The following is a 21,931-nucleotide window of genomic DNA, read 5'->3' as shown; positions in this document are numbered from 1 at the left end:
TCAATACCGGGAAGAGCGCCACCTCACCGGTACCGTGGAGACATGGCTCCAGGCACTAAGTCCTCCGGCCGCAGTCGCAAGAAGACAAGCGACGGCGGTGCTTCGCGCGCCCGCACGACAACAGCGAAGACGAAGAAGATCGAACCGGAACCCGAGTCTGCGAGCGCAAACATTCTCGTGAGGGCCTGGCTTGGGCTCGCCCATGTGGCCGGCGGCGCCGCGCGTGCTCTTGGACCGGAGAAGATCGAGAAGGACCAGCGCCGAGACGGCATCCCGTTCTTTATTCTTCTTCTCGCCATCGCCGGCATGGTCGTCGAATGGTTCGGAGTGAACGATCCACTCGCACAGACACTGGACGAATGGACGTTCGGCGGCTTGTTCGGCCGTCTGGCGTTTGCTCTGCCTGTCGTGATGCTGCTGCTTGCCGTCTGGCTTTTCCGCAATCCCAATCCGGTCAACGACAACGGCCGGGTCGGAATCGGGCTCGGTCTTCTCGTGCTCTCGATCACGGGCGTCTGCCACGCGGTGAGCGACCACCCGTCACCCGGTGCAGGCGGGCTCCCCGCACTCTCCGATGCCGGAGGCCTTCTCGGATGGATGGTCGGCGCTCCGCTAGTGTTCCTGATCACATCGATCGGCGCGACGATCGTGCTCGGGCTGATCGGCGTTCTCGGACTGTTCATCGTCACCAAGACACCGCCAACCAAGATTCCGCAGCGGATTCGGCAGTTCACCGCCTGGATGTTCGGAATTGACCCCGACGAGGCGGCGACAGCGAAGAGCGCAGAGTCAGACGGTCAGGATGCCTCGGGTGACGAGTCCGTGCCCTGGTGGCGACGCAACAAGAGCGGGCGCGAGACGGACTCGGGCAGCAACGCCCTGACCGACGACATGACGGAGCTTCTGTCGCCTGGCCCGGCGGAGAACGCCTACGACTCTCCCGTCGTGCAGGAGCCAGAGCGCCCCAGCTTCGCCCCGACGAACGTTATGGACGACCTCAGCGCCGCAGAGTCCGCGGTATCCGGGTTCACTCCCGGTGCGGAATCCCGCGGCATCCACGGTGATGGCGGAGACAACAGCACGGACGATCTTCCCGACATGCAGACGCTTGCTCTGCGCGGAGACGAAGCCGCACCGGCAAAACCAACAGACGCGGAACACCCCTACCGGCTTCCGTCTACGGCGACGCTCGCTGCAGGCGCCCCGGCGAAATCGCGGTCGGCGGTCAACGATCAGGTTGTCGCCGCGATCTCCGGCGTGTTCGATCAGTTCAAGGTAAACGCCACGGTGACCGGCTTTTCGCGAGGCCCAACTGTCACGCAATACGAGATCGAACTGGGCTCGGGAGTCAAGGTGGAGCGCGTCACGGCGCTGTCGAAGAACCTCGCCTACGCTGTTGCCTCAAACGAGATTCGCATTCTTTCGCCCATCCCGGGCAAGAGCGCGATCGGACTCGAGATTCCCAACGCTGACAAAGAGATCGTCGCGCTGGGCGATGTGCTCCGTTCGTCAGCCGCCACAAATGCCACCCACCCGATGACCATCGGCGTTGGCAAGGATGTCGGCGGGGGCTTCGTTCTTGCGAACCTCGCGAAGATGCCCCACCTGCTCGTCGCCGGCTCTACGGGTTCAGGTAAATCGAGTTTCGTAAACTCCATGATCACGAGCCTTCTCATGCGCGCCAAGCCCAGCGAGGTGCGCATGGTGCTCGTCGACCCGAAGCGGGTCGAACTCGCGCCGTACGCGGGAGTTCCGCACTTGATCACCCCCATCATCACGAACCCGAAGAAGGCGGCAGAAGCCCTCGAGTGGGTCGTGAAGGAGATGGATATGCGGTACGACGATCTGGCGAGTTTCGGCTACCGCCATATCGACGACTTCAACAAGGCGATCGTGAATGGCGAGATCGAACTGCCCGCGGGCAGTGAGCGCGTGCTCAAGCCATATCCCTACCTGCTTGTCGTCGTCGACGAGCTCGCCGACCTGATGCTCGTCGCCCCACGTGACGTGGAGTCCTCGATCGTGCGCATCACACAGCTCGCGCGAGCATCCGGAATTCACCTTGTGCTTGCCACCCAGCGGCCATCTGTCGACGTGGTCACCGGTCTGATCAAGGCGAACGTGCCGTCGAGGCTTGCGTTCGCGGTCACCAGCGTCACCGATTCACGCGTCATTCTCGACCAGTCGGGCGCAGACAAGCTCATCGGGCAGGGCGACGCCCTGTTTCAGCCGATGGGGTCGTCGAAGCCGATCCGCGTGCAGGGGGCCTGGGTCAACGAAAGCGAGATCGAGAAGGTCGTCGCGCACGTCACGGCGCAGGCTCGGCCCGAGTATCGCAGAGACGTGCAGCAGGTTGTCGAGAAGAAGGAGATCGATGCAGACATCGGCCCCGATCTCGATGTTCTGGTCGCCGCCGTCGAACTCGTCGTCAACACTCAGTTTGGATCGACGTCGATGCTCCAGCGCAAGCTGCGCGTCGGATTCGCCAAGGCCGGTCGCATCATGGACCTCATGGAATCCCGCGACATCGTCGGCCCCTCCGAAGGGTCGAAGGCTCGCGACGTTCTCGTGAGCAAGGAGCAGCTGCCGTCGGTTCTGGCTCGGCTCAAGGGCGAAGAGCCGCCGAGTTCGGGGCCCGGTTCGCAGCCCGGCCCTGACGGGTCGCAGCCCAGCGCCCCAGCGACAGACCCGGTTGAGCAGCAGTACGACGGCTACGAGACCGTCAACGCCGACGAGCCAGAAGATGCGTGGCAACTGACGGATCGGGAATAATCGACTTGTGACCACATCATCTCCCCGTGCGCTGAACCTTCCGAATGCGATAACGATCATTCGCATTCTGGCTGCCCCCGTCTTCGTCGCGCTGCTCTTGATCGACGGGGGGACGGATGCCGCATTGCGCTGGACTGCCGGCATCCTCTTCATCGTGGGCATCGCCACCGATGGAATCGACGGCCACATTGCGCGATCCCGAGGCCTTGTCACCGACCTGGGCAAACTGCTCGACCCCATTGCAGACAAGATTCTCACCGGAGCGGCCCTCATCGGCCTGTCCATCTTGGCCGAGCTTCCGTGGTGGGTGACGATCGTCGTTCTCGTGCGTGAGGTCGGCATCACCGTGCATCGCATGATCATTCGGCACGAAGCAGTTGTAGCGGCGGCCTGGATGGGAAAGCTCAAGACGGTCTTTCAAGGAATTGCCATCTCGTTCGCATTGGTTCCGCTCTGGACCCTCGTCGGCGAGTGGATTTTCTGGGTAAACGGCACGCTCATGTGGATTGCCGTGATCCTCACTCTCGCCAGCGGTGCCGACTACATCATCACGGCGGCGAGGGCTCGCCGTTCATGACAGACCGCACCGCCCTGCTCATCCGTTCCCTCACAGAGAGCGGATTGACCATTGGCGTGGCGGAATCACTCACGGGCGGTGCTCTCTGCGCCGAACTGATCAGGCCAGCGGGAGCGTCGGCGGTCGTGCTCGGCGGTGTCATCGCGTATGCAACGCCCGTGAAGGCCCGTGTGCTGCACGTCGATGCCGGCCTTCTTGCGGCCGAGGGCGCCGTTCACCCGCGGGTGGCTGCGGAGATGGCCGCGGGAGTCCGTGACGCCGTCGCCGTTGAGGGGCGCCGGGCCGATATCGGGGTGTCGACGACGGGAGTTGCGGGCCCCGACGCAGACGGTGCGCATGAGCCGGGAACCGTGTACATCGCGGTAGACAGCGAACACGGCAGCGCGGTGCGGGCGTTGAAACTGAGTGGTGACCGCGACGCGGTGAGAGCAGGCTCGGTGACAGCCGCCCTCAACCTCATCGTCGAAATAGTGCTCCACGCGGGAGCGCCAAGGGAATAGTGAGCGGATTCGCTCGGTTATACATCGCAGACTCACACGGAAACATCAGGCGTAAAGCGAACGGCGATCACTAAGCTGGTATGTAGTAGTGTTATCGATCCAGCAGCGGAGCGGCCGTCAAGATGACGAGCAGAAAGGAAGGGTCTCATGGTTCTTGTTCGACAGGAAATCGGAGACGTTCTTCGTGACTTCCGTCTGCAGAAGGGGCATACGCTCCGGCAGGTGGCGAGTAAGGCAAGTGTCGCTCTTGGCTACCTGAGCGAGGTGGAGCGGGGCCAGAAAGAGGCATCGAGCGAAATTCTCGCGTCGGTTGCCGAGGCACTCGAGACGCCGATCTCGGTGGTCATGCGGGAGGTTGGTGACCGTCTCGCGGTTATCGAGGGCATCGACCCGATTCCCGACACCATTCCCGATGCGCTTGTCGCTGAGCTGGATGCCGATCTGGTGACGCGCTGACACGAAGAATATGAGAGTGGGCGTTCCCGTTTTTTCGGGGACGCCTTTTCTCTGCAGGGAGAATCGTGAAACTGAGCGAGTTCAACTACGCTGTCGCGACGGAATTCGGCGATGCGTATGGGCGGGTCGTCGTTCGCGACCTCGTGCTCTCCACCTTGGGCGGACGCACAGCGCACCAGGCGCTCGACGAGGGCGAGCGCCCTCGCGATGTCTGGGCGGCGCTGTGCGATGCGACAGACGTCCCCGCCGAACGCCGCAGCGGCGTCGGGCTGCCAAGTCCGCGCGAGTAATCCAACACGCCGCAGAATCTTCATCGAACACAGCTTCGAATGGTGTTACGCTCTCCACAAGAGCCGTCGCAGACGAGTTATCCACTGCACGGTCGGTCAGCCGGAACAATGTCGGAGACCGCCCGTACAGTCGTTTCCATCCGCGGCCGTCGCTCCAGCCTTGTCGGAGCACCGGTTTTATCCGGGCGCGACAGCCTATAGGCGCACCGAACACAAGAATGAAGGAGACGCAGCTCATGGCAGCTTCAGCAGATCGCGAGAAGTCACTGGAAACAGCTCTCGCGCAAATTGATCGTCAATTCGGAAAAGGCTCCGTCATGCGCCTCGGCAGCGACGAGCGCGCACCCGTTTCGGTGATTGCCACCGGTTCCGTTGCGCTCGACGTCGCACTAGGGGTCGGCGGACTGCCGAGAGGTCGCATCGTCGAGATCTACGGCCCGGAGTCCAGCGGTAAGACGACACTGACACTGCACGCGATCGCAAACGCTCAGGCAGCGGGCGGAATCGCTGCGTTCGTCGACGCAGAGCACGCACTCGATCCCGAGTATGCGAAGAAGCTCGGCGTCGACATCGACGCGCTCCTCGTGTCGCAGCCCGACACGGGTGAGCAGGCCCTCGAGATCGCCGACATGCTTGTGCGCTCTGGAGCAATCGACCTCGTGGTGATCGACTCTGTCGCCGCTCTCGTCCCACGGGCCGAGATCGAAGGCGAGATGGGCGACTCCCACGTCGGCCTGCAGGCCCGCCTCATGTCGCAGGCTCTCAGAAAGCTCACCGGTGGGCTCAACCAGACCGGAACGACAATGATCTTCATCAACCAGCTGCGCGAGAAGATCGGTGTCTTCTTCGGAAGCCCCGAGACGACTGCCGGCGGCAAAGCACTGAAGTTCTACGCATCAGTACGCCTGGACATTCGTCGCATTGAGACGCTGAAGGATGGCGGAGAAGCCGTCGGCAACCGCACGCGCGTCAAAGTCGTCAAGAACAAGATGGCTCCGCCGTTCAAGCAGGCAGAATTTGACATTCTCTATGGAACGGGAATCTCAAGGGAAGGCAGCCTGATCGACTTTGGCGTCGAGCACCAGATCGTCAAGAAATCTGGCGCCTGGTACACCTACGAGGGGGATCAACTGGGACAGGGCAAGGAGAACGCCCGGACATTCCTGCTGAATAATCCCGACATCGCAGCGGAAATCGAATCACGCATCAGAAGCAAGCTCGGGCTTGACGCGTCCGAAGGCGAAGATGCCGACGAGCTCGCTGCACGTCGAGGGGCCTGATCTCCATGGTCTCGTTCCGACCCACATCGGACGAGCACGGTGACATTGCGCCGGTGACGGATCTTTCCCGTCACCGGCGCGATACCGGCCGTGACGAACCTGCGCCGTGCGTTGACCCAGAAGAGGATGCCCCGACTCAGGAGGCACTGGAGGCTGCCGTCGTCAGGGCGTTGGGGCGGCGAGGACTGACCGAGAAAGAAGTGAGTCAGCGGGTACACGACCGGGGCGGCGACGACGCGCAGGCACACGCCGTTCTCGAGCGCATGCGTGACCTGGGCTACGTCGACGACGCGCGCGTCGCCGAAGAGATGGTCCACCGTCTCTCTGAATCACGAGGGAAGAGCCGAGCGATCGTCGCGCGCGAGATGTCGGCGCGAGGGATCAGCCGCGAGATCGCGGACGCTGCCCTCGACGACATCTCCGATGACCGTGAACAGACTCAGGCAATCGAACTCGCACTCAAGCGCGGGGCGCAGCTTCACTCTCTCGATGACGTAACGTTCGACAGGCGCCTGACCGGGTATCTTGCCCGTCGTGGCTACTCCGGGTCGATCGTGCGCGAGGCTGTGGCGTCCGCACGCGCAGAGCGGCGCAGCAACGTGCGATTCCTCTGACAGGCGGGGTCCCACCCGCGACGATTCTGCGCGCACGGGACGGCAGACGTAAACTAGGGGCATCATGAGCACCTTGACCGAACGCCCGACCGAGATCCAGCGCTCCGACGCCGCATTCCGCGCCGATGGAAGCCCGCGTACGTACGAAGTTCGCACATTCGGCTGCCAGATGAATGTGCACGACTCGGAACGCCTCAGCGGGTCATTGCAAGCGGCCGGGTATCAAAAGGCAGACGGGGCTGACCCCGCCGACATCGTTGTGATCAACACGTGTGCGGTGCGCGAGAACGCCGACAACAAGCTCTATGGCAACCTCGGCCATCTTGCTTCCGTCAAACGACGTCACGAGGGCATGCAGATTGCCGTCGGCGGATGCCTCGCTCAGAAAGACAAGAACGTCATTCTTGAGAAGGCGCCGTGGGTGGACGTCGTTTTCGGCACGCACAACATGGGGTCGCTTCCGAAACTTCTCGAACGGGCCCGCCATAATGACGAGGCACAGATCGAGATCCTCGACGCCCTTGAGACGTTTCCGTCGACGCTTCCCGCGAAGCGCGACTCCAGCTACGCGGGCTGGGTCTCCATCTCCGTTGGCTGTAACAACACGTGCACGTTCTGCATCGTGCCCTCGCTCAGGGGCAAGGAGAAAGATCGCCGTCCTGGGCAGATTCTTTCCGAGATTCACGCTCTCGTCGACGATGGCGCCGTCGAGGTGACGCTGCTCGGTCAGAACGTCAACTCCTACGGTGTCGAGTTCGGTGACCGGCAGGCGTTCAGCAAGCTGCTGAGGGCAGCGGGCGAGATCGAAGGCCTTGAGCGTATTCGCTTCACGAGCCCTCATCCCGCCGCGTTCACCGATGACGTGATCGACGCGATGGCAGAAACCTCGAATGTGATGCCGCAGCTTCATATGCCGCTCCAATCAGGCTCTGACCGCATTCTGAAGTCAATGCGTCGCTCCTACCGGAGCAAGAAGTTTCTCGGCATCCTCGAGCGCGTTCGAGAGAGAATCCCGCACGCGGCGATCTCGACAGACATCATCGTCGGATTCCCCGGCGAGACGGAAGAAGATTTTGTCGACACACTGCGCGTCGTCGAGGAATCGCGCTTCGCCACAGCTTTCACCTTCCAGTACTCGGTACGTCCGGGAACACCGGCAGCCACGATGGACGATCAGGTGCCCAAGGCTGTCGTCCAAGAGCGTTACGAGCGCCTCCTTGCTCTGCAAGAGCGCATCAGCCTCGAAGAGAACCGATCCGTGATCGGAACCGAGGTGGAATTGCTTGTTGCCGTTGGCGAGGGCAAGAAAGATGCCGCGACGCATCGTCTCACCGGTCGCGCCCGCGACTCCCGTCTCGTGCATTTCCGCGTGCCAGAGGGCAGCGACCTTCCGCGCCCCGGTGACATGGTGACGGTTACCGTGACGGACGCCGCACCGTTTCACCTGCTCGCTGACTCGACAGACAATGCGCCATTAAGCATTCGGCGCACGCGGGCTGGCGACGCGTGGGACCGCGACCAGGCGGAATCGTGCGGTGTTCCAGCTGCGGGGGGCCAGCCAGCCGGATCGGTATCGCTTGGCATGCCGTCGCTGCGCGCAGCAACCACGCCGATCTACGATCCAACGGGCGGTGAGCGCTGAACGCACCGCCGCTCATCGTCATCGTCGGCGCGACCGGAACGGGCAAGTCCGAACTGTCCCTTGACGTGGCAGAGACGCTCGCACACCGTGGGCAGCCCGCTGAGGTCGTCAACGCCGACGCCATGCAGCTGTACCGGGGAATGAACATCGGAACGGCCAAGGTGCCGTTGGGCGAGCGCCGCGGCGTGCCCCATCACATGCTCGACGTGCTCGATGTCACCGAAGACGCATCGGTTGCCGCGTACCAGCGAGACACACGCAGCATCATCGTGCGGCTGAGAGACCGCGGCGTCGTTCCGATTCTCGTTGGCGGTTCAGGACTGTACGTCTCCAGTGTGATCTACCCGTTCGAATTTCCGGGAACGGATGCGCGCATTCGGGCCCGCCTCGAGCTCGAGCTCGATGAGAAGGGCGTTGGGGCCCTTGCCCGACGCCTTTTCGCACTCGATGAGGAGGTGGCACAGCGAGTCGGCTCGACGAACGCTCGCCGCATTGTTCGTGCTCTTGAAGTCGCGGAGCTCACAGGAGACCCGTCGCGCGGCATGCTCCCGGCAGACCCGCTACCCGTGTATCCGTCTCTTCTGCTCGGCCTGGACGCGCCCCGAGACGTTCTCGTCCCGCGATTGAACTCTCGGGTGACGCGAATGTGGCATAACGGGCTCGTTGACGAAGTTCGCAGCCTGCTGCAGAACGGACTTGAACGCTCGACAACGGCGGGCCGCGCGATCGGCTACGCGCAGGCGGCAGCTCAGATCGCCGGAGAGCTGAGCGCAGACGAAGCCATCGACCGAACCCAGCAACTGACCCGCCGGTACGCGCGCCGCCAGGTCAGCTGGTTCAAGAGATACGAGCATATGATGTGGCTCGATGCCGAATCTGCGTCGCTGAGTGACGAAGCTGCCCGCGCTTTCGATGACCACGTGGCCGCCCTCTAGACTTGGCATATGGCGACGACCCTCCAGTTCACCAAAGGCCACGGCACAGGCAACGACTTCATTCTCTATTCGGACCCCGCGGGAGAGTACCCGCTCGCTCCCGAGCAGATTCGTGCACTCTGCGACCGGCACACGGGCATCGGTGCCGATGGTGTCATCAGAGCCGTACGTTCCGTGGCAATTCCGGACGGCGAGGCGGCGATCGCTGAAGATTCCAGTGCGGAATGGTTTATGGATTATTTCAATGCAGACGGAACCGCTGCGGAGATGTGCGGAAACGGCATCCGCGTATTCGCCCGCTATCTGATCGCGAACGGGCTGCTGACGCTCGATACCGGTGAAACTGTTGCCATCGGGACTCGTGCCGGCGTGCGTGACGTGCAGCGCTCGGCCGATGGCTTTCACGTTGATCTCGGCCGGTGGGTGCTTGAAGAGAGTGAGCCTCTCGTTCGTGTCAAGCAGCTGAAGGTCGCTCGCCCTGGGCAAGGCATCAATGTCGGCAACCCCCATATCATCGTTGCCCTTGCCGACCTCGACGAGCTGGCGGACGCCGACCTCACCTACGTTCCCCAGGTGGAGCCAGCGCCCGAACACGGAGCGAACATCGAACTTGTCGTTCCGCGCGACCCCCTGGTCAAGGACGGCATCGGGCGCATCAGCATGCGTGTGCACGAGCGGGGAGTCGGCGAGACGCTGTCGTGCGGAACCGGCGTCGCGGCGTCTGCGCTTGCAACACGACACTGGGCCGGCTCGAAAGCCCCGCACAACTGGCGCGTCGATGTTCCAGGGGGGACGCTCGGCGTGCGCATGTTTGCCGCGGAAGACGGTGAGCACGTCGGACTTTCCGGCCCAGCGGAGCTTGTCTATACGGGAACGATCGACCTGGCCTGAGTCGCTTACTGCACGACGTCGATCGGCTCGGTTGAGCCCGTGTGCCGACGCGTACGCAGCACGCGATAGCCCTTGCTCGACGTGGTACGGGACACGCTGAACTCGTCGGTCAGCTCGTCGTGAAGCCAACGCTGCAAACTGTCAGAACCCAGGTTTCTCTGCACAACGAAGTACCCGTCCGAGCCCGGCAGGAGACGCGGTATCCAGTGCTGCAGCATGCCGTGGAGCTCATTCTTTCCCACGCGAATCGGCGGGTTCGACCAAATTGCGCGAAACCGTATCGCCTCAGGGACGTCCTGGGGCAGCACAGCACGCACCCCATCAAGGCCAAGCGTCTTCGCATTGCTCCGAAGCCGGTCAAGTGCCCGTTCATTGACGTCTACCCCCCACACGGTGGCGTCAGGAGAGAGCAGGCCAAGGCTGAGCGCGATGGGCCCCCAACCGCACCCGAGATCAAGCAGATGACCGCCCTCTGGCGGAGGAGGAGTGCTGCTCAGAAGAACTCGAGTTCCCAGATCAATACGGTCGGGACTGAAGATTCCGTTCGCCGAAGTGAGACTGTGCTGCGCACCCGCCAAATCGACGGTGATGCTCTTGATGGTGAGCTCGCTCCTGGGAGCGCCCGAGAAATAGTGATCGCCGGTCATAGTTAGGTACGTTATCTCAGGCTTCCGACACTAGGCTTAAGGGAAATGGCTGATATGGGCAAGAACAACACCGACGACGACGCTCTCGACCGCATCATCGCGAGTGGGGACGCACGTGCTTTCTCGGTGTTCGGCCGAGCTCAGGCCCTTCATCAAGATGGGTCCGACTCGAACGCAGACGGTGACCAGCTCGATCGCGAGGAGCGGCGTGCGCTTCGCCGCGTCGCGGGGCTCTCGACCGAGCTCGACGACGTCACCGAGGTCGAGTACCGCCAGCTGAGGCTGGAAAACGTCGTGCTGATCGGCGTATATCCCCAGGGATCCGCCGACGACGCCGAAAACTCTCTTCGCGAGCTCTCGGCTCTGTCAGAGACAGCGGGTGCCGTTGTGCTCGATGGTCTGCTGCAACGACGTCCGCACCCGGATCCGAGCACCTACCTCGGGCGTGGAAAAGCCGAAGAGCTGCGCGACATCGTGCGCTCGCTGAACGCCGACACGGTGATCGCCGACACAGAGCTTGCTCCAAGCCAGCGACGAGCGCTCGAAGACGTCGTCAAGGTGAAGGTGATCGACCGGACGGCAGTCATCCTCGACATCTTCAGCCAGCACGCGCAGAGCCGTGAAGGCAAAGCACAGGTGGAGCTCGCGCAATTGGAGTACCTGCTTCCTCGACTGCGAGGCTGGGGCGAGTCGATGAGCCGTCAGGCTGGTGGTCAGGTCGGAGGTGCCGGTGCGGGAATGGGCTCGCGTGGACCGGGCGAGACGAAGATCGAGCTTGACCGGCGCCGCATCCACACACGCATGGCGAGACTCCGCAAGCAAATCAAGGGCTTCGGGCCAGCACGTGAAGCAAAGCGTGCAAACAGATCACGATTCGCCGTGCCGTCTGTCGCCATTGTCGGGTACACGAACGCCGGAAAGTCGAGCCTTCTCAACAGGGTGACTCAGGCGGGCGTGCTGGTGGAGAACGCGCTCTTTGCCACGTTGGACTCCACGACGAGGCGCACACGTACCGACGACGGTCGAGAATTTACCTTCTCCGACACTGTCGGCTTTGTTCGAAATCTGCCGCACCAGCTCGTCGAGGCTTTCCGCTCGACTCTCGAAGAGGTGTCGTACGCGGACGTGATCGTGCACGTCGTCGATGCAGCGCACCCCGACCCCGCATCTCAGATCACCACGGTCCACGACGTGATCGGGGACGTCGGCGCGCGCGATATCCCCGAGATCATCGTCTTCAACAAAACAGATCTGATCAATGACGACCAGCGACTTCTGCTCAGGGGCCTCGCGCCGAACGCCGTATTCGCCTCTGCCCGAACCGGCGCTGGGGTAGACGAGCTGCTCGAGACGATCGAGCGGATGCTTCCCCACCCTCCCGTCGAAGTGGCTCTGCTCGTTCCCTACGACCGTGGGGACGTCATTTCGATGCTTCACCGTCGCGGTGAAGTGACGAAAATTGACTATCGGGAAGACGGCACGTACCTCGAGGCGGCGGTTTCCGACGAAATCGCCGCGCAAGTCACGGAATTCGCCGAAGCGCGCTAATCCTCAGACCGAGCGCAGAACGGCGACGACCTTGCCGAGAATGTCCGCGTGGTCGCCGAGAATGGGCTCATAGGCACTGTTGCGGGGGAGCAGCCACGTGTGGCCGTCTCGCTGGCGGAAGACTTTGACTGTTGCCTCCTCGTCGAGCATTGCCGCGACAATGTCGCCATTCTCTGCGGTGGCCTGCTGGCGCACGACAACCCAATCTCCGTCGCAGATAGCGGCGTCGATCATCGACTCGCCCTTGACATGGAGCATGAACAGTTCGCCTTTGCCGACGAGTTGGCGGGGGAGGGGAAAAACCTCCTCGACCTGCTGTTCAGCAGTGATGGGGACGCCAGCGGCGATATTTCCGACGAGGGGAACCATGGTGGCGTCTCCGACGGGTCTTGACGTCTCACCGATGTCGGCGGTCTGAGGAAGGTCGATGAGCACCTCAAGGGCGCGCGGGCGGTTCGGGTCCCGACGCAGGTAACCACTCAGCTCAAGCTGGTTCAGTTGGTGGGTGACACTCGAGAGAGAGGCAAGGCCAACCGCATCGCCGATCTCGCGCATGCTCGGCGGATAGCCATTCTGCGAAACAGTCCGCTGGATGAACTCGAGAATCGCCCTCTGCTTATCGCTCAGATTCTTGCGGCGACGGGTGCGTGTCTTCTTCGTCGGATCCTGTGCCATCGCTCTGCTCCTGTCTCCTCACGAGCCCCGATGTCGGTGGCTCGTGGTGATGTGTTCCCTGTGTTCGAAACTGTATCCGCTTCGGCGGGTCGAGGCAAACATCTATTCGAGTGTGTCGCGGAATTTCTTCGGCGACAACCGAAAAAGATGGTTGACAGTTCGAACAGTCGAAGATAGGTTCGGAACACAGGTTCGTTTCGGCCCTCACCGGCCTGAGGGCCGAAACGAACTCGTCAACGAAGGAGCAGAACGATGACATCCCCGCAGACCAATGCAGCACCCCGGCTTCGTCTCACCGCCCGCGGCCGCGCCGTTCTTACGGGAATCGCTGCTATTCCCTTTGTGTTCGGCATCGCCTTTGGCGCTGTACACGCGAATTCCGCCGTGGCATCCGACTCGTCATCGTCGGCGACCTTCGAATACGTGACCGTCTCCGCCGGTGAATCGCTGTGGATGCTGGCAGAGCGCATCGCGCCTGATCACGACCCCCGCGACGTGGTTGCGGAGATCGTCGACCTCAATCGACTTGAGACGTCATCGGTGGCCGCGGGTGAGCGAATCGCGATCCCGTCACGGTACGAGGAAGCTGTTCGGTAAGCCCATACGATGGAGGGGTGACCACATTCGATGATCTTCCTCTTCGCGACGGCCTTCGCGGCCGCTCTCCGTACGGTGCCCCGCAGGCTCCGGTTCCGATTTCGCTGAACGTCAATGAGAACACACATGGCATTCCAGAGGTTGTGGCGCACGATATCGTTGGGGCTGTTGCAGCGTCGATCATCGGGCTGAATCGCTATCCGGACCGCGAGTTCACCGAACTGCGGCAGGACTTCGCGGCGTATCTGGGGCACGGTATGCGGGCAGAGAATATCTGGGCCGCAAACGGCTCGAACGAGGTGCTGCAGCAGATTCTTCTGGCGTTCGGCGGCCCGGGGCGGACTTTTCTTGGGTTCACTCCCACGTATTCGATGTACCCATTGCTTGCCATGGGGACAAACACACGATGGATCGGTCGCGAGAGGGAAAAGGATTTCGAGCTCTCACCCGAGTACATCGCTCGCGTGATCGCGGAGGACGCGCCCGACGTCGTCGTGCTGTGCTCACCGAACAACCCGACGGGCACGCCTCTGACCCTCGACACCATTCGCGCCGCATACGAGGCAGCACCGGGGATCGTCATCGTCGACGAGGCGTATGCCGAGTTCTCTGATCAGGGAACCCCAAGCGCGCTGGAGCTGCTCCAAGGACGGCCTCGCCTTATCGTCTCTCGCACGATGAGCAAGGCATTCGCATTTGCCGGGGCTCGCGTCGGTTACCTCGCCGCTGATCCCGCGATTGCCGATGCTCTGCGCCTTGTTCGACTTCCGTACCACCTGTCGGCGCTGACTCAGGCTGCTGCTCGGGCGGCGTTGCGGCATTCCGATGCCATGCTTGCTGTCGTTGACGACATCCGGGCGCAGCGAGACCGCATGTCGAGCGGGCTCGCCGAACTCGGGTACCGACCGTACAGGTCGGGAAGCAACTTCGTTTTCTTCGGCGGCGTCGACGACACATCGGCGCTGTTCCAACACCTGTTCGAGCGCGGCATCCTCATCAGAGATGTTGGCATCGACGGCCACATGCGCGTTACGGCCGGCACGGAAACCGAGACGTCTGCGTTCCTCGACGCGATGACCGCACTACGATCATGAGTATGACTTCTTCACGCGTCGCACGCATTCAGCGCGAGACTAGCGAGTCGTCCATCGACCTGCACATCGATTTGGACGGTTCGGGCACGAGCGACATCTCGACGTCTGTGCCGTTCTTCGATCACCTGCTGACGGCATTTGCCAAACACTCGCTCACCGATCTCACTGTTCGCGCAACGGGGGACACCGACATCGACGTTCACCACACGGTGGAGGACATCGGCATCGCACTCGGGTTGGCGATCAGGGAGGCACTCGGCACGAAAGCCGGGATCTCTCGCTATGGCGATGCGCTCGTCCCCCTGGATGAGGCTCTTGCGCAAGCCGTTGTCGACATCTCAGGGCGACCGTATCTCGTTCACGGCGGAGAACCGGAGGGCTTCGAATTTCATCTGATTGGCGGCCACTTCACGGGGTCGATGGTGCGTCACGTCTTTGAAGCGATAGCGCTCAACGCGGCGCTGACAGTTCACGTCGAGCTGAAGGTCGGCCGCGACCCCCATCACATTGCTGAAGCTGAGTTCAAGGCGTTCGCACGAGCGTTCCGGCAAGCTAAATCGTTGGATCCGCTTGTCTCGGGGATTCCGTCGACAAAGGGTGCGCTGTGAGCGCACCCCGCGTCGTGGTCTTCGACTATGGTTCGGGCAATGTCCACTCGGCTGTGAAAGCTCTCGAAGCCGCTGGTGCTGATGTTCGACTGACAGGCAGCAAGCGCGAGGCTTTCGAATCAGATGGGCTGCTTGTTCCCGGTGTCGGGGCTTTTCGCGCCGTCGTCGATCAGCTGCGATCTTCCGGCGCGGACGAGGTCATCGATCGGCGTCTCGCCGGTGGGCGCCCCGTACTCGGGATCTGCGTCGGGATGCAGGTGATGTTCGACTCCGGTGTCGAGCGTGGTTTTGACGCTGAAGGACTTGCTCAGTGGCCGGGCGTCGTCGAGAAGCTCGACGCTCCTGTGCTGCCGCACATGGGATGGAACACAGTGGATGCTCCGGCCGCGTCAGCGCTGTTCGCCGGTGTCGCGTCTGAGCGGTTCTATTTTGTGCACTCCTATGCCGCACGCGCGTGGCCGCTCGACGCATCCGGGCCGTTCGCCGCCCCTCAGGTCACGTGGGCCGAGCATGGTGAACGATTCATCGCGGCCGTTGAAAACGGACCGCTGTGGGCCACTCAGTTTCACCCGGAGAAATCGGGGAAGGCGGGCATCCGCTTGCTCACGAATTGGGTGGATACCCTCACCGCTCACTAACATAGGGTTCTTGTGCTGCACAGGCACACGCAACGCTCTTCAAAGGATGGAAATGCGCGAGTTCAATCAGGCTCCGGCACTCGAACTGCTGCCGGCCGTAGACGTTGCCGATGGCAAAGCCGTGAGGCTCACTCAAGGCGAGGCCGGGAGCGAGACGAATTATGGCGACCCCGTCGATGCTGCGGAAGCCTGGGCTGACGCCGGCGCCGAGTGGATTCACCTCGTCGACCTTGATGCAGCATTCGGCCGAGGCAACAACGCCTCCGTCATCAGACGAGTGATCAAGAGCGTGCGCGGCATCAACGTGGAGTTGTCCGGAGGAATCCGGGACGACGAATCACTCGAGGCGGCCCTGTCCAGCGGGGCCAAGCGCATCAACCTCGGTACAGCGGCTCTCGAGAACCCCGAGTGGGCAGCAAATGTCATCGGTCAGTACGGCGAAGCGATAGCCGTCGGCCTCGACGTGCGGGGAACAACGCTCGCAGCGCGGGGATGGACCCGCGACGGTGGCGACCTGTGGCACGTGCTCGACCGCCTCGAGGAGGCTGGCTGTGCTCGCTACGTCGTCACCGACGTGACAAAGGACGGCACGCTCAAAGGCCCGAATATCGAACTGCTCACCGAGGTGATGAATCACACGGAGCATCCGGTTGTCGCATCCGGAGGAATTTCGAGTCTCGACGACATCGCCGCGCTCAGAGAGCTTGTGCCGCTTGGCCTTGAGGGGGCGATCGTCGGTAAGGCGCTGTATGCCGGCGCCTTCACACTCGCAGAGGCCCTGGATGTCGCATCCGACTGACAAAGCGGACTCGGCCGGCCAACCGTGGGCTGGACGCAGCTTCCGCCCGAACGAGAGAGCTGCAGACGATGGCACTGCACCTGCGGGGCTGATCCAGGCACTCGAGGCATTTCAGAGCGGTGACGATGACGGACGCCGAGTCGTCGCTGAGTTTGCTGTCAGCCGCCTATTGATTCCCCTTGTCGCCCATGCAGGCGAACATGGCCTGACCAAAGATGGGCTTGTTGTCGACAAGACCCAGGAACTGTCGATCATCACCGTCGGCGGTCCAGACGGCCGTAACGTGATGCCCGTGTTCTCGTCGGTAGACGCGATGCGCTCGTGGAATCCCGACGCGCGGCCCGTGCCCTCCGAGGGAGTGCGCGTTGCGCTCGCTGCGGCGGAGGAGCGCACCGACCTTGTCGTTCTCGATCCGACGACACCCACGGAGTTCGTCATTCGGCGACCGGCGCTCTGGAGCATTGCGCAGTCACAAGCGTGGATTCCAAGCTTCGCAGACCCAGAGGTGATTGCGGCGTTCGAGAGATCGGCACGCGCCGACCCGCGCATAACCGGAATCACGGTGGAGGCGGGGGATCCGACTGCCCGGCTGACGGCGCCCGAGACGATCGTGACGCTCTCATTGGTTTCTGGGCTGAACCGTGAGGAGCTTGACGCTCTGGTGTCGGCGCAGAGCTCACAGTGGGCCGCGGAGGGCCTGATCGCGAACCGCGTGGATTCGCTGAAGGTCGCTATCGCGGCCGGCCCTCCTGCTTAGGAGACAGGACCCGTCCACTTCTCGCCCGGGCCAGCTCCGGGAGCATCGGGGATCGATGATGCCTCTCGGAACGCAAGCTGCAGGGTACGCAGTCCGTCGCGAAGGCTGCGAGCATGCATATCGCTGATTTCCGGAGCGCCCGCCGTAATCAGACCGGCGAGAGCGTTGATGAGTTTGCGTGCCTCGTCAAGGTCGGTCTGCGAATCGGCATCATCCGCCAACCCGCACTTGACGGCCGCGGCGCTCATCAGATGAACGGCCGTCGTCGTAATCACTTCGACGGCGCCAACCTCGGCGATGTCCCGAGTCACCTCATTCAACGCTTGGTCGAAATCGTTGACGCGGTTCTCTTCGTTTTCGGTCGTGTTCACACTTTTCCTCTGGTAGTCTATTGCAGTCCATGGGATGTATCCCAAGGCGAAAGTGGAGAAACTCCCACCCGCGCTTGACCGCTATCAAGGTTACCGGGTTGTTGCACTCCGCCGGGTCGCACAGCGTCTCGGTAGATAGGGTGCGGTGCAAGACGCTGTCGTGCACATGTGACTCCTCTCTCGTCATGTACCGGTATCCGCCGGCACAGAGGCAAGGTAAATCAAATCAGAGGAGTTCCGCATCAGCGATCCCCGTACCAATGACCGTATCCGGGTTCCGGAGGTTAGACTCGTCGGCCCAAGCGGCGAGCAGGTAGGCGTTGTCAAGCTCGACGTCGCGCTTCGGCTCGCTCAGGAGGCCGACCTCGATCTCGTTGAGGTCGCCCCCAATTCGAAGCCACCCGTGGCCAAGATTATGGACTACGGCAAATTCAAGTACGAGGCTGCGCAGAAAGCCAAGGAGGCTCGGCGCAACCAGGCGAATACCGTGCTCAAAGAGGTGCGGTTCCGACTCAAGATCGATGCCCACGATTACGAAACGAAGCGCAAGCGCGCTGAGGGCTTCCTCAAGGGCGGCGACAAGGTCAAGGCAATGATTTTGTTCCGCGGCCGCGAGCAGTCCCGCCCCGAGATGGGTGTTCGCTTGCTTCAAAAGTTTGCCGACGATGTCGCGGAGTTTGGAACTGTGGAGTCCAACCCGAAGATCGACGGTAGAAATATGGTCATGGTCATCGGACCTCTGAAGAACAAGTCAGAGGCGAAGGCGGAGGCCAACGCACAACGTGCTGCCAAGAAAGCGGCTAAGCAGGAGGAAAAGAATGCCTAAGCAGAAGACCCACTCAGGGGCCAAGAAGCGCTTCAAGGTGACCGGAAGCGGCAAGATCATGAAGCAGCAGGCCGGAATGCGCCACAACCTCGAGGTGAAGGCATCGAAGCGCAAGCGTCGCCTGAACCAGGATCAGGTGATGGCGCCTGCCGACACAAAGATGGCCAAGAAGCTTCTCGGACGCTGAGCCGAAGACCCGTTAGGAAGATAGAGAAATGGCAAGAGTAAAGAGGGCCGTCAACGCCCACAAGAAGCGTCGGGTCATCCTTGAGCGCGCCGAGGGATACCGCGGACAGCGTTCACGCCTTTACCGTAAGGCGAAGGAGCAGGTCACCCACTCGTTCGTGTACTCGTACCGTGACCGTCGCCAGCGCAAGGGCGACTTCCGTCGACTGTGGATTCAGCGCATCAACGCTGCGTCGCGCGCGAACGGGCTCACCTACAACCGCCTCATCCAGGGCCTTGGCCTTGCCGGTGTTGAGGTTGATCGTCGCATGCTCGCCGAGCTCGCCGTGAATGAACCCTCCGCATTCACCGCGCTTGTTGAGGCTGCGAAGAAGGCGCTCCCGGCTGACACGTCGGCTCCGAAGTCGGATGAGGCTGCGTAGCACTCACCATTTCGTTCACGATGGCGGGCACCCAACCGGGTGCCCGCCATTGTCGGTTAACCGCCCCGTAGACTGAGACCGTGATCGAAAACCCGCGCTCCGCCCGCGTTAAAGCCGTAGCAAAACTCTCACGGCGTCAAACTCGACAAGAGACCGGACTGTTTCTCCTCGAGGGGCCACAGGCTGTTTCCGAGGCACTTGCCTGGCGCCCAGAGCTTATTGAAGAGCTGTTCGTCACTCCGACAGCAGCGCAGAAGCACGCCGAGCTGGTGGTGTCGGCCACGGAGGCGAACCTCGACGCGGAGTTCGTCACGGAAGACGTGCTGGATGTCATGACGGACACGGTGACTCCGCAGGGCATTGCAGCCGTGTGTCGACAGCACCCGACGTCGCTGAAAGACATTCTCGCTGGGGCGCCTCGTCTGCTTGCCGTTCTTGAAGAGGTGCGGGACCCGGGCAATCTCGGGACCATCATCAGGGCGGCGGATGCTGCCGGAGCCGATGCGGTCGTGCTGACGGGACGCTCTGTCGATCCGTTCAACCCCAAAGTGGTTCGTTCGACCACAGGCTCGCTCTTCCATCTGCCGCTCTCGGTCGGGCTGGAGCTCGGCACTGTCCTGAGCCAGCTTCGCGCGGCTGGCATGTCGATCCTGGCTGCAGACGTCAAGGGCCAGGACCTCCTCGAATACCGCGAGAGCGGGGCGCTCGCGCAGCAGACCGCGTGGCTTTTCGGAAACGAGGCCCGGGGACTCTCCGTCGATGATCTTCAGCTCGCCGATGGCGCCATCCGCGTTCCTATCTATGGCAAGGCCGAATCGATGAATCTCGCGACGGCGGCATCGGTGTGCCTCTACGAATCAGCGTTCGCGCAGGCAGCATCCGATAAGGGCGCGGTTCGTTAAGTTACGAATCCGTAACGGGGAGGATTCAGCACCCGCGAATAGGGGGTAGGTCGCATAGCGTAAACCGTATGGAATCCAACGAACAGACGGGGTCGGCGAAAGATCGCGGCCCCGCGGCTTTCGAGACGACAAGCAACCCCATTATGGCTGCCGCGGGCGAACCGCTTGTTGTCGTCGACCACGTTGAGAAGTACTACGGTGACTTTCACGCGCTGAAGGACATCAATCTCACGGTTAATAAGGGTGAGGTCGTCGTGGTGATCGGGCCGAGTGGCTCCGGAAAATCGACGCTATGCCGCACGATCAACCGCCTTGAGGTGATCAACGGCGGCGAGATTCGTATCGATGGGAAAAAGCTCCCCGAGGAGGGCAAAGCCCTTGCCGCGCTGCGAGCCGACGTCGGAATGGTGTTCCAATCGTTCAACCTGTTCGCGCATAAGACGATTCTTGAGAATGTCACGCTCGGCCCGACGCGGGTGCGCGGTCAGAAGCGGGCCGAAGCGGAGAAGGCAGCGAAAGCGCTGCTCGAGCGGGTCGGTGTGGCCGTTCAAGCGGAGAAGATGCCTGCTCAGCTCTCCGGGGGCCAGCAGCAGCGCGTCGCCATCGCGCGTGCCCTGGCGATGAAGCCGAAGGTGATGCTTTTTGATGAGCCGACGAGCGCCCTTGACCCCGAGATGATCACCGAGGTTCTCGACGTCATGGTTCAATTGGCGAGCGAAGGCATGACGATGGTCGTTGTCACGCATGAAATGGGTTTCGCCCGAAAAGCGGCCGATCGCGTCGTCTTCATGGCCGAAGGCGAGATCGTCGAAGAGGCGACGCCCGAAGAATTCTTCACGAACCCGAAATCCGACCGGGCCAAAGACTTCCTGTCGAAATTGCTCACTCACTGAGCAGCGCAGGCAGAAGAACGCAAGGAGCATTCGCTCCGAGATGAAAGGAAAGCAGATGCGTAAAGGAATGACGCTCTTCGCCGTCGCAGCGGCAGCGGCGCTGGTGCTCTCGGGCTGCGCGGGCGAGGAACCGGGCGCGCCAGGCGGCGGAGGCGATGAAGACACATCGTCGCTCTATGAAGTGAACGAGAACGTCGAGTTGGAGGGCAGCCCGACTTTCGATGCAGCCAAGAAGGCCGGCGAGATCAAGATCGGCGTCAAGGAAGATCAGCCAGGGCTCGGTTACAAGGATGCCGTCAGCGGTGAGCGCAGCGGGTTCGACATCGAGATCGCACGATGGATGGCCGCATCACTCGGCTTTTCTCAGGACCAGATCACCTATGAGGCGATCGCCAGCGCAAACCGCGAGCAGGCGCTCGTGAACGGCGACATCGACCTCTACGTCGGAACCTACTCGATCACGGACAAGCGCAAGCAGATGATCGATTTCGCCGGCCCGTACTTCATCACGGGACAGGGCCTTCTGGTGCTGAAAGACAACGATGACATCAAGACCGAGGACGATCTCGCGGGCACCAAGGTGTGCTCGGCAACGGGCTCAACTCCGATCCAGAACATTCGCGAGAACTACCCGGACGCGACGCCCGTTGAGTTCGACGTGTACTCGCAGTGCATCGACGCCCTGAAGGACGGTTCGGTGGACGTTGTGACGACGGACCAGCTGATTCTCCTCGGCTATGCGGCCCAGGACCCGGATGCGCTCAAGGTTGTCGGTGAGCCCTTCACGACGGAGAACTACGGAATCGGCATTCCCAAGGGCGATGACGCGCTGCGTCATTACCTCAACCAGGTGCTGACAGACGGATCCGACGTCTGGCAGGGCATCTACGACGCAACGCTCGGCGCAGCCGGCGTCAAGGCAGAACAGCCGTCGGTCGACGACTACTAAGCCGATGATCGGGCGGGCGGCGCTGCCGCCCGCCCCTGTCATCAGTCACACACTCACCGAGC

26 protein-coding genes are annotated in these 21,931 nt (G+C 62.2%); 23 read left to right on the top strand and 3 right to left on the bottom strand.

What is annotated here, in order from left to right; translation table 11 throughout:
* Positions 1–42 precede the first annotated feature (42 nt).
* The 10 genes from HCR84_RS09890 to dapF all read left to right on the top strand — a co-directional run bounded on the left by HCR84_RS09890 (position 43) and on the right by dapF (position 9,957).
* A complete protein-coding gene (locus tag HCR84_RS09890; RefSeq protein WP_166981567.1) occupies positions 43–2,772 on the top strand; it encodes a DNA translocase FtsK in 2,730 nt (909 codons plus the stop codon).
* Between the two features lie 7 nt (positions 2,773–2,779).
* A complete protein-coding gene (gene pgsA / locus HCR84_RS09885; RefSeq protein ID WP_235940637.1) occupies positions 2,780–3,349 on the top strand; it encodes a CDP-diacylglycerol--glycerol-3-phosphate 3-phosphatidyltransferase in 570 nt (189 codons plus the stop codon).
* Positions 3,346–3,849: a CinA family protein gene (locus HCR84_RS09880; RefSeq protein WP_166981570.1), complete on the top strand. Its 504-nt coding sequence runs from the start codon at positions 3,346–3,348 to the stop codon at positions 3,847–3,849. Before pgsA ends, HCR84_RS09880 begins: the two co-directional genes overlap by 4 nt.
* Positions 3,850–3,996: 147 nt before the next feature.
* Positions 3,997–4,305 (top strand): helix-turn-helix domain-containing protein, encoded by a 309-nt coding sequence (locus HCR84_RS09875; protein WP_166981573.1) that lies wholly within the window; start codon positions 3,997–3,999, stop codon positions 4,303–4,305.
* A 65-nt stretch (positions 4,306–4,370) separates the two neighbouring features.
* Positions 4,371–4,595: a DUF3046 domain-containing protein gene (locus tag HCR84_RS09870; protein ID WP_166981576.1), complete on the top strand. Its 225-nt coding sequence runs from the start codon at positions 4,371–4,373 to the stop codon at positions 4,593–4,595.
* A gap of 236 nt (positions 4,596–4,831) precedes the next feature.
* Entirely contained in the window at positions 4,832–5,875 is a 1,044-nt protein-coding gene (gene recA / locus HCR84_RS09865; protein ID WP_166981579.1) for a recombinase RecA, read from the top strand.
* Positions 5,876–5,928: 53 nt separating this feature from the next.
* Complete coding sequence (locus HCR84_RS09860; RefSeq protein ID WP_166981582.1) at positions 5,929–6,489, top strand: regulatory protein RecX; 561 nt, start codon at positions 5,929–5,931, stop codon at positions 6,487–6,489.
* Positions 6,490–6,553: 64 nt separating this feature from the next.
* Entirely contained in the window at positions 6,554–8,131 is a 1,578-nt protein-coding gene (gene miaB / locus HCR84_RS09855; protein ID WP_166981586.1) for a tRNA (N6-isopentenyl adenosine(37)-C2)-methylthiotransferase MiaB, read from the top strand.
* Positions 8,128–9,066: a tRNA (adenosine(37)-N6)-dimethylallyltransferase MiaA gene (gene miaA / locus HCR84_RS09850; protein ID WP_166982098.1), complete on the top strand. Its 939-nt coding sequence runs from the start codon at positions 8,128–8,130 to the stop codon at positions 9,064–9,066. Before miaB ends, miaA begins: the two co-directional genes overlap by 4 nt.
* Positions 9,067–9,075: 9 nt before the next feature.
* The gene (gene dapF, locus HCR84_RS09845; protein ID WP_166981589.1) at positions 9,076–9,957 is read left to right on the top strand and encodes a diaminopimelate epimerase; all 882 of its coding nucleotides are present in this window, start codon (positions 9,076–9,078) and stop codon (positions 9,955–9,957) included.
* Positions 9,958–9,962: 5 nt separating this feature from the next.
* Here dapF and HCR84_RS09840 read toward each other — a convergent pair whose 3' ends face one another.
* Positions 9,963–10,604 (bottom strand): class I SAM-dependent methyltransferase, encoded by a 642-nt coding sequence (locus HCR84_RS09840; RefSeq protein WP_166981593.1) that lies wholly within the window; start codon positions 10,602–10,604, stop codon positions 9,963–9,965.
* Between the two features lie 45 nt (positions 10,605–10,649).
* Here HCR84_RS09840 and hflX point away from each other — a divergent pair, with 45 nt between their 5' ends.
* Entirely contained in the window at positions 10,650–12,152 is a 1,503-nt protein-coding gene (gene hflX, locus HCR84_RS09835; RefSeq protein WP_166981596.1) for a GTPase HflX, read from the top strand.
* Positions 12,153–12,155: 3 nt separating this feature from the next.
* On the opposite strand, the gene lexA is transcribed toward hflX, so the two are convergent.
* Positions 12,156–12,827, bottom strand: a complete 672-nt coding sequence (gene lexA, locus HCR84_RS09830; RefSeq protein ID WP_166981599.1) for a transcriptional repressor LexA — start codon at positions 12,825–12,827, stop codon at positions 12,156–12,158.
* 252 nt (positions 12,828–13,079) lie between these two features.
* On the opposite strand from lexA, the gene HCR84_RS09825 reads away from it, so the two are divergent.
* From HCR84_RS09825 to HCR84_RS09800, 6 genes are read left to right on the top strand one after another with little or no spacing between them, the layout of a single operon-like run.
* Complete coding sequence (locus tag HCR84_RS09825; RefSeq protein ID WP_166981602.1) at positions 13,080–13,424, top strand: hypothetical protein; 345 nt, start codon at positions 13,080–13,082, stop codon at positions 13,422–13,424.
* A 17-nt stretch (positions 13,425–13,441) separates the two neighbouring features.
* Positions 13,442–14,518 carry a histidinol-phosphate transaminase gene (locus HCR84_RS09820; protein ID WP_166981605.1) on the top strand — a complete coding sequence of 359 codons (1,077 nt, stop codon included), beginning with the start codon at positions 13,442–13,444 and terminating at the stop codon, positions 14,516–14,518.
* A gap of 2 nt (positions 14,519–14,520) precedes the next feature.
* On the top strand, positions 14,521–15,126 hold the full coding sequence (gene hisB, locus HCR84_RS09815; protein ID WP_166981608.1) for an imidazoleglycerol-phosphate dehydratase HisB: 606 nt from the start codon (positions 14,521–14,523) through the stop codon (positions 15,124–15,126).
* On the top strand, positions 15,123–15,764 hold the full coding sequence (gene hisH, locus HCR84_RS09810) for an imidazole glycerol phosphate synthase subunit HisH (protein ID WP_166981611.1): 642 nt from the start codon (positions 15,123–15,125) through the stop codon (positions 15,762–15,764). Before hisB ends, hisH begins: the two co-directional genes overlap by 4 nt.
* A 52-nt stretch (positions 15,765–15,816) precedes the next feature.
* Complete coding sequence (gene priA, locus HCR84_RS09805; RefSeq protein WP_166981614.1) at positions 15,817–16,563, top strand: bifunctional 1-(5-phosphoribosyl)-5-((5-phosphoribosylamino)methylideneamino)imidazole-4-carboxamide isomerase/phosphoribosylanthranilate isomerase PriA; 747 nt, start codon at positions 15,817–15,819, stop codon at positions 16,561–16,563.
* On the top strand, positions 16,547–17,320 hold the full coding sequence (locus tag HCR84_RS09800; protein WP_166981617.1) for an SseB family protein: 774 nt from the start codon (positions 16,547–16,549) through the stop codon (positions 17,318–17,320). The genes priA and HCR84_RS09800 overlap by 17 nt, the downstream gene beginning before the upstream one ends.
* On the opposite strand, the gene HCR84_RS09795 is transcribed toward HCR84_RS09800, so the two are convergent.
* Complete coding sequence (locus tag HCR84_RS09795) at positions 17,317–17,640, bottom strand: DUF1844 domain-containing protein (protein ID WP_235940762.1); 324 nt, start codon at positions 17,638–17,640, stop codon at positions 17,317–17,319. The genes HCR84_RS09800 and HCR84_RS09795 overlap by 4 nt on opposite strands.
* Positions 17,641–17,932: 292 nt before the next feature.
* On the opposite strand from HCR84_RS09795, the gene infC reads away from it, so the two are divergent.
* The 6 genes from infC to HCR84_RS09765 all read left to right on the top strand — a co-directional run bounded on the left by infC (position 17,933) and on the right by HCR84_RS09765 (position 21,869).
* A complete protein-coding gene (gene infC, locus HCR84_RS09790) occupies positions 17,933–18,517 on the top strand; it encodes a translation initiation factor IF-3 (protein ID WP_166982101.1) in 585 nt (194 codons plus the stop codon).
* Positions 18,510–18,704: a 50S ribosomal protein L35 gene (gene rpmI / locus HCR84_RS09785; RefSeq protein ID WP_166981623.1), complete on the top strand. Its 195-nt coding sequence runs from the start codon at positions 18,510–18,512 to the stop codon at positions 18,702–18,704. Before infC ends, rpmI begins: the two co-directional genes overlap by 8 nt.
* Positions 18,705–18,732: 28 nt before the next feature.
* On the top strand, positions 18,733–19,125 hold the full coding sequence (gene rplT, locus HCR84_RS09780) for a 50S ribosomal protein L20 (RefSeq protein WP_166981626.1): 393 nt from the start codon (positions 18,733–18,735) through the stop codon (positions 19,123–19,125).
* Between the two features lie 80 nt (positions 19,126–19,205).
* Positions 19,206–20,027 (top strand): TrmH family RNA methyltransferase, encoded by an 822-nt coding sequence (locus HCR84_RS09775; protein ID WP_166981629.1) that lies wholly within the window; start codon positions 19,206–19,208, stop codon positions 20,025–20,027.
* 143 nt (positions 20,028–20,170) lie between these two features.
* Complete coding sequence (locus HCR84_RS09770) at positions 20,171–20,920, top strand: amino acid ABC transporter ATP-binding protein (RefSeq protein WP_166982104.1); 750 nt, start codon at positions 20,171–20,173, stop codon at positions 20,918–20,920.
* A 55-nt stretch (positions 20,921–20,975) separates the two neighbouring features.
* Positions 20,976–21,869, top strand: a complete 894-nt coding sequence (locus HCR84_RS09765; protein WP_195706624.1) for a glutamate ABC transporter substrate-binding protein — start codon at positions 20,976–20,978, stop codon at positions 21,867–21,869.
* Positions 21,870–21,931 lie beyond the last annotated feature (62 nt).

Source organism: Paramicrobacterium fandaimingii (assembly GCF_011751745.2).
GTDB classification, from domain to species: domain Bacteria; phylum Actinomycetota; class Actinomycetes; order Actinomycetales; family Microbacteriaceae; genus Paramicrobacterium; species Paramicrobacterium fandaimingii.
The sequence above is the reverse complement of the archived record's forward strand: the minus strand, read 5'-3'. Positions and strand labels throughout refer to the sequence as shown.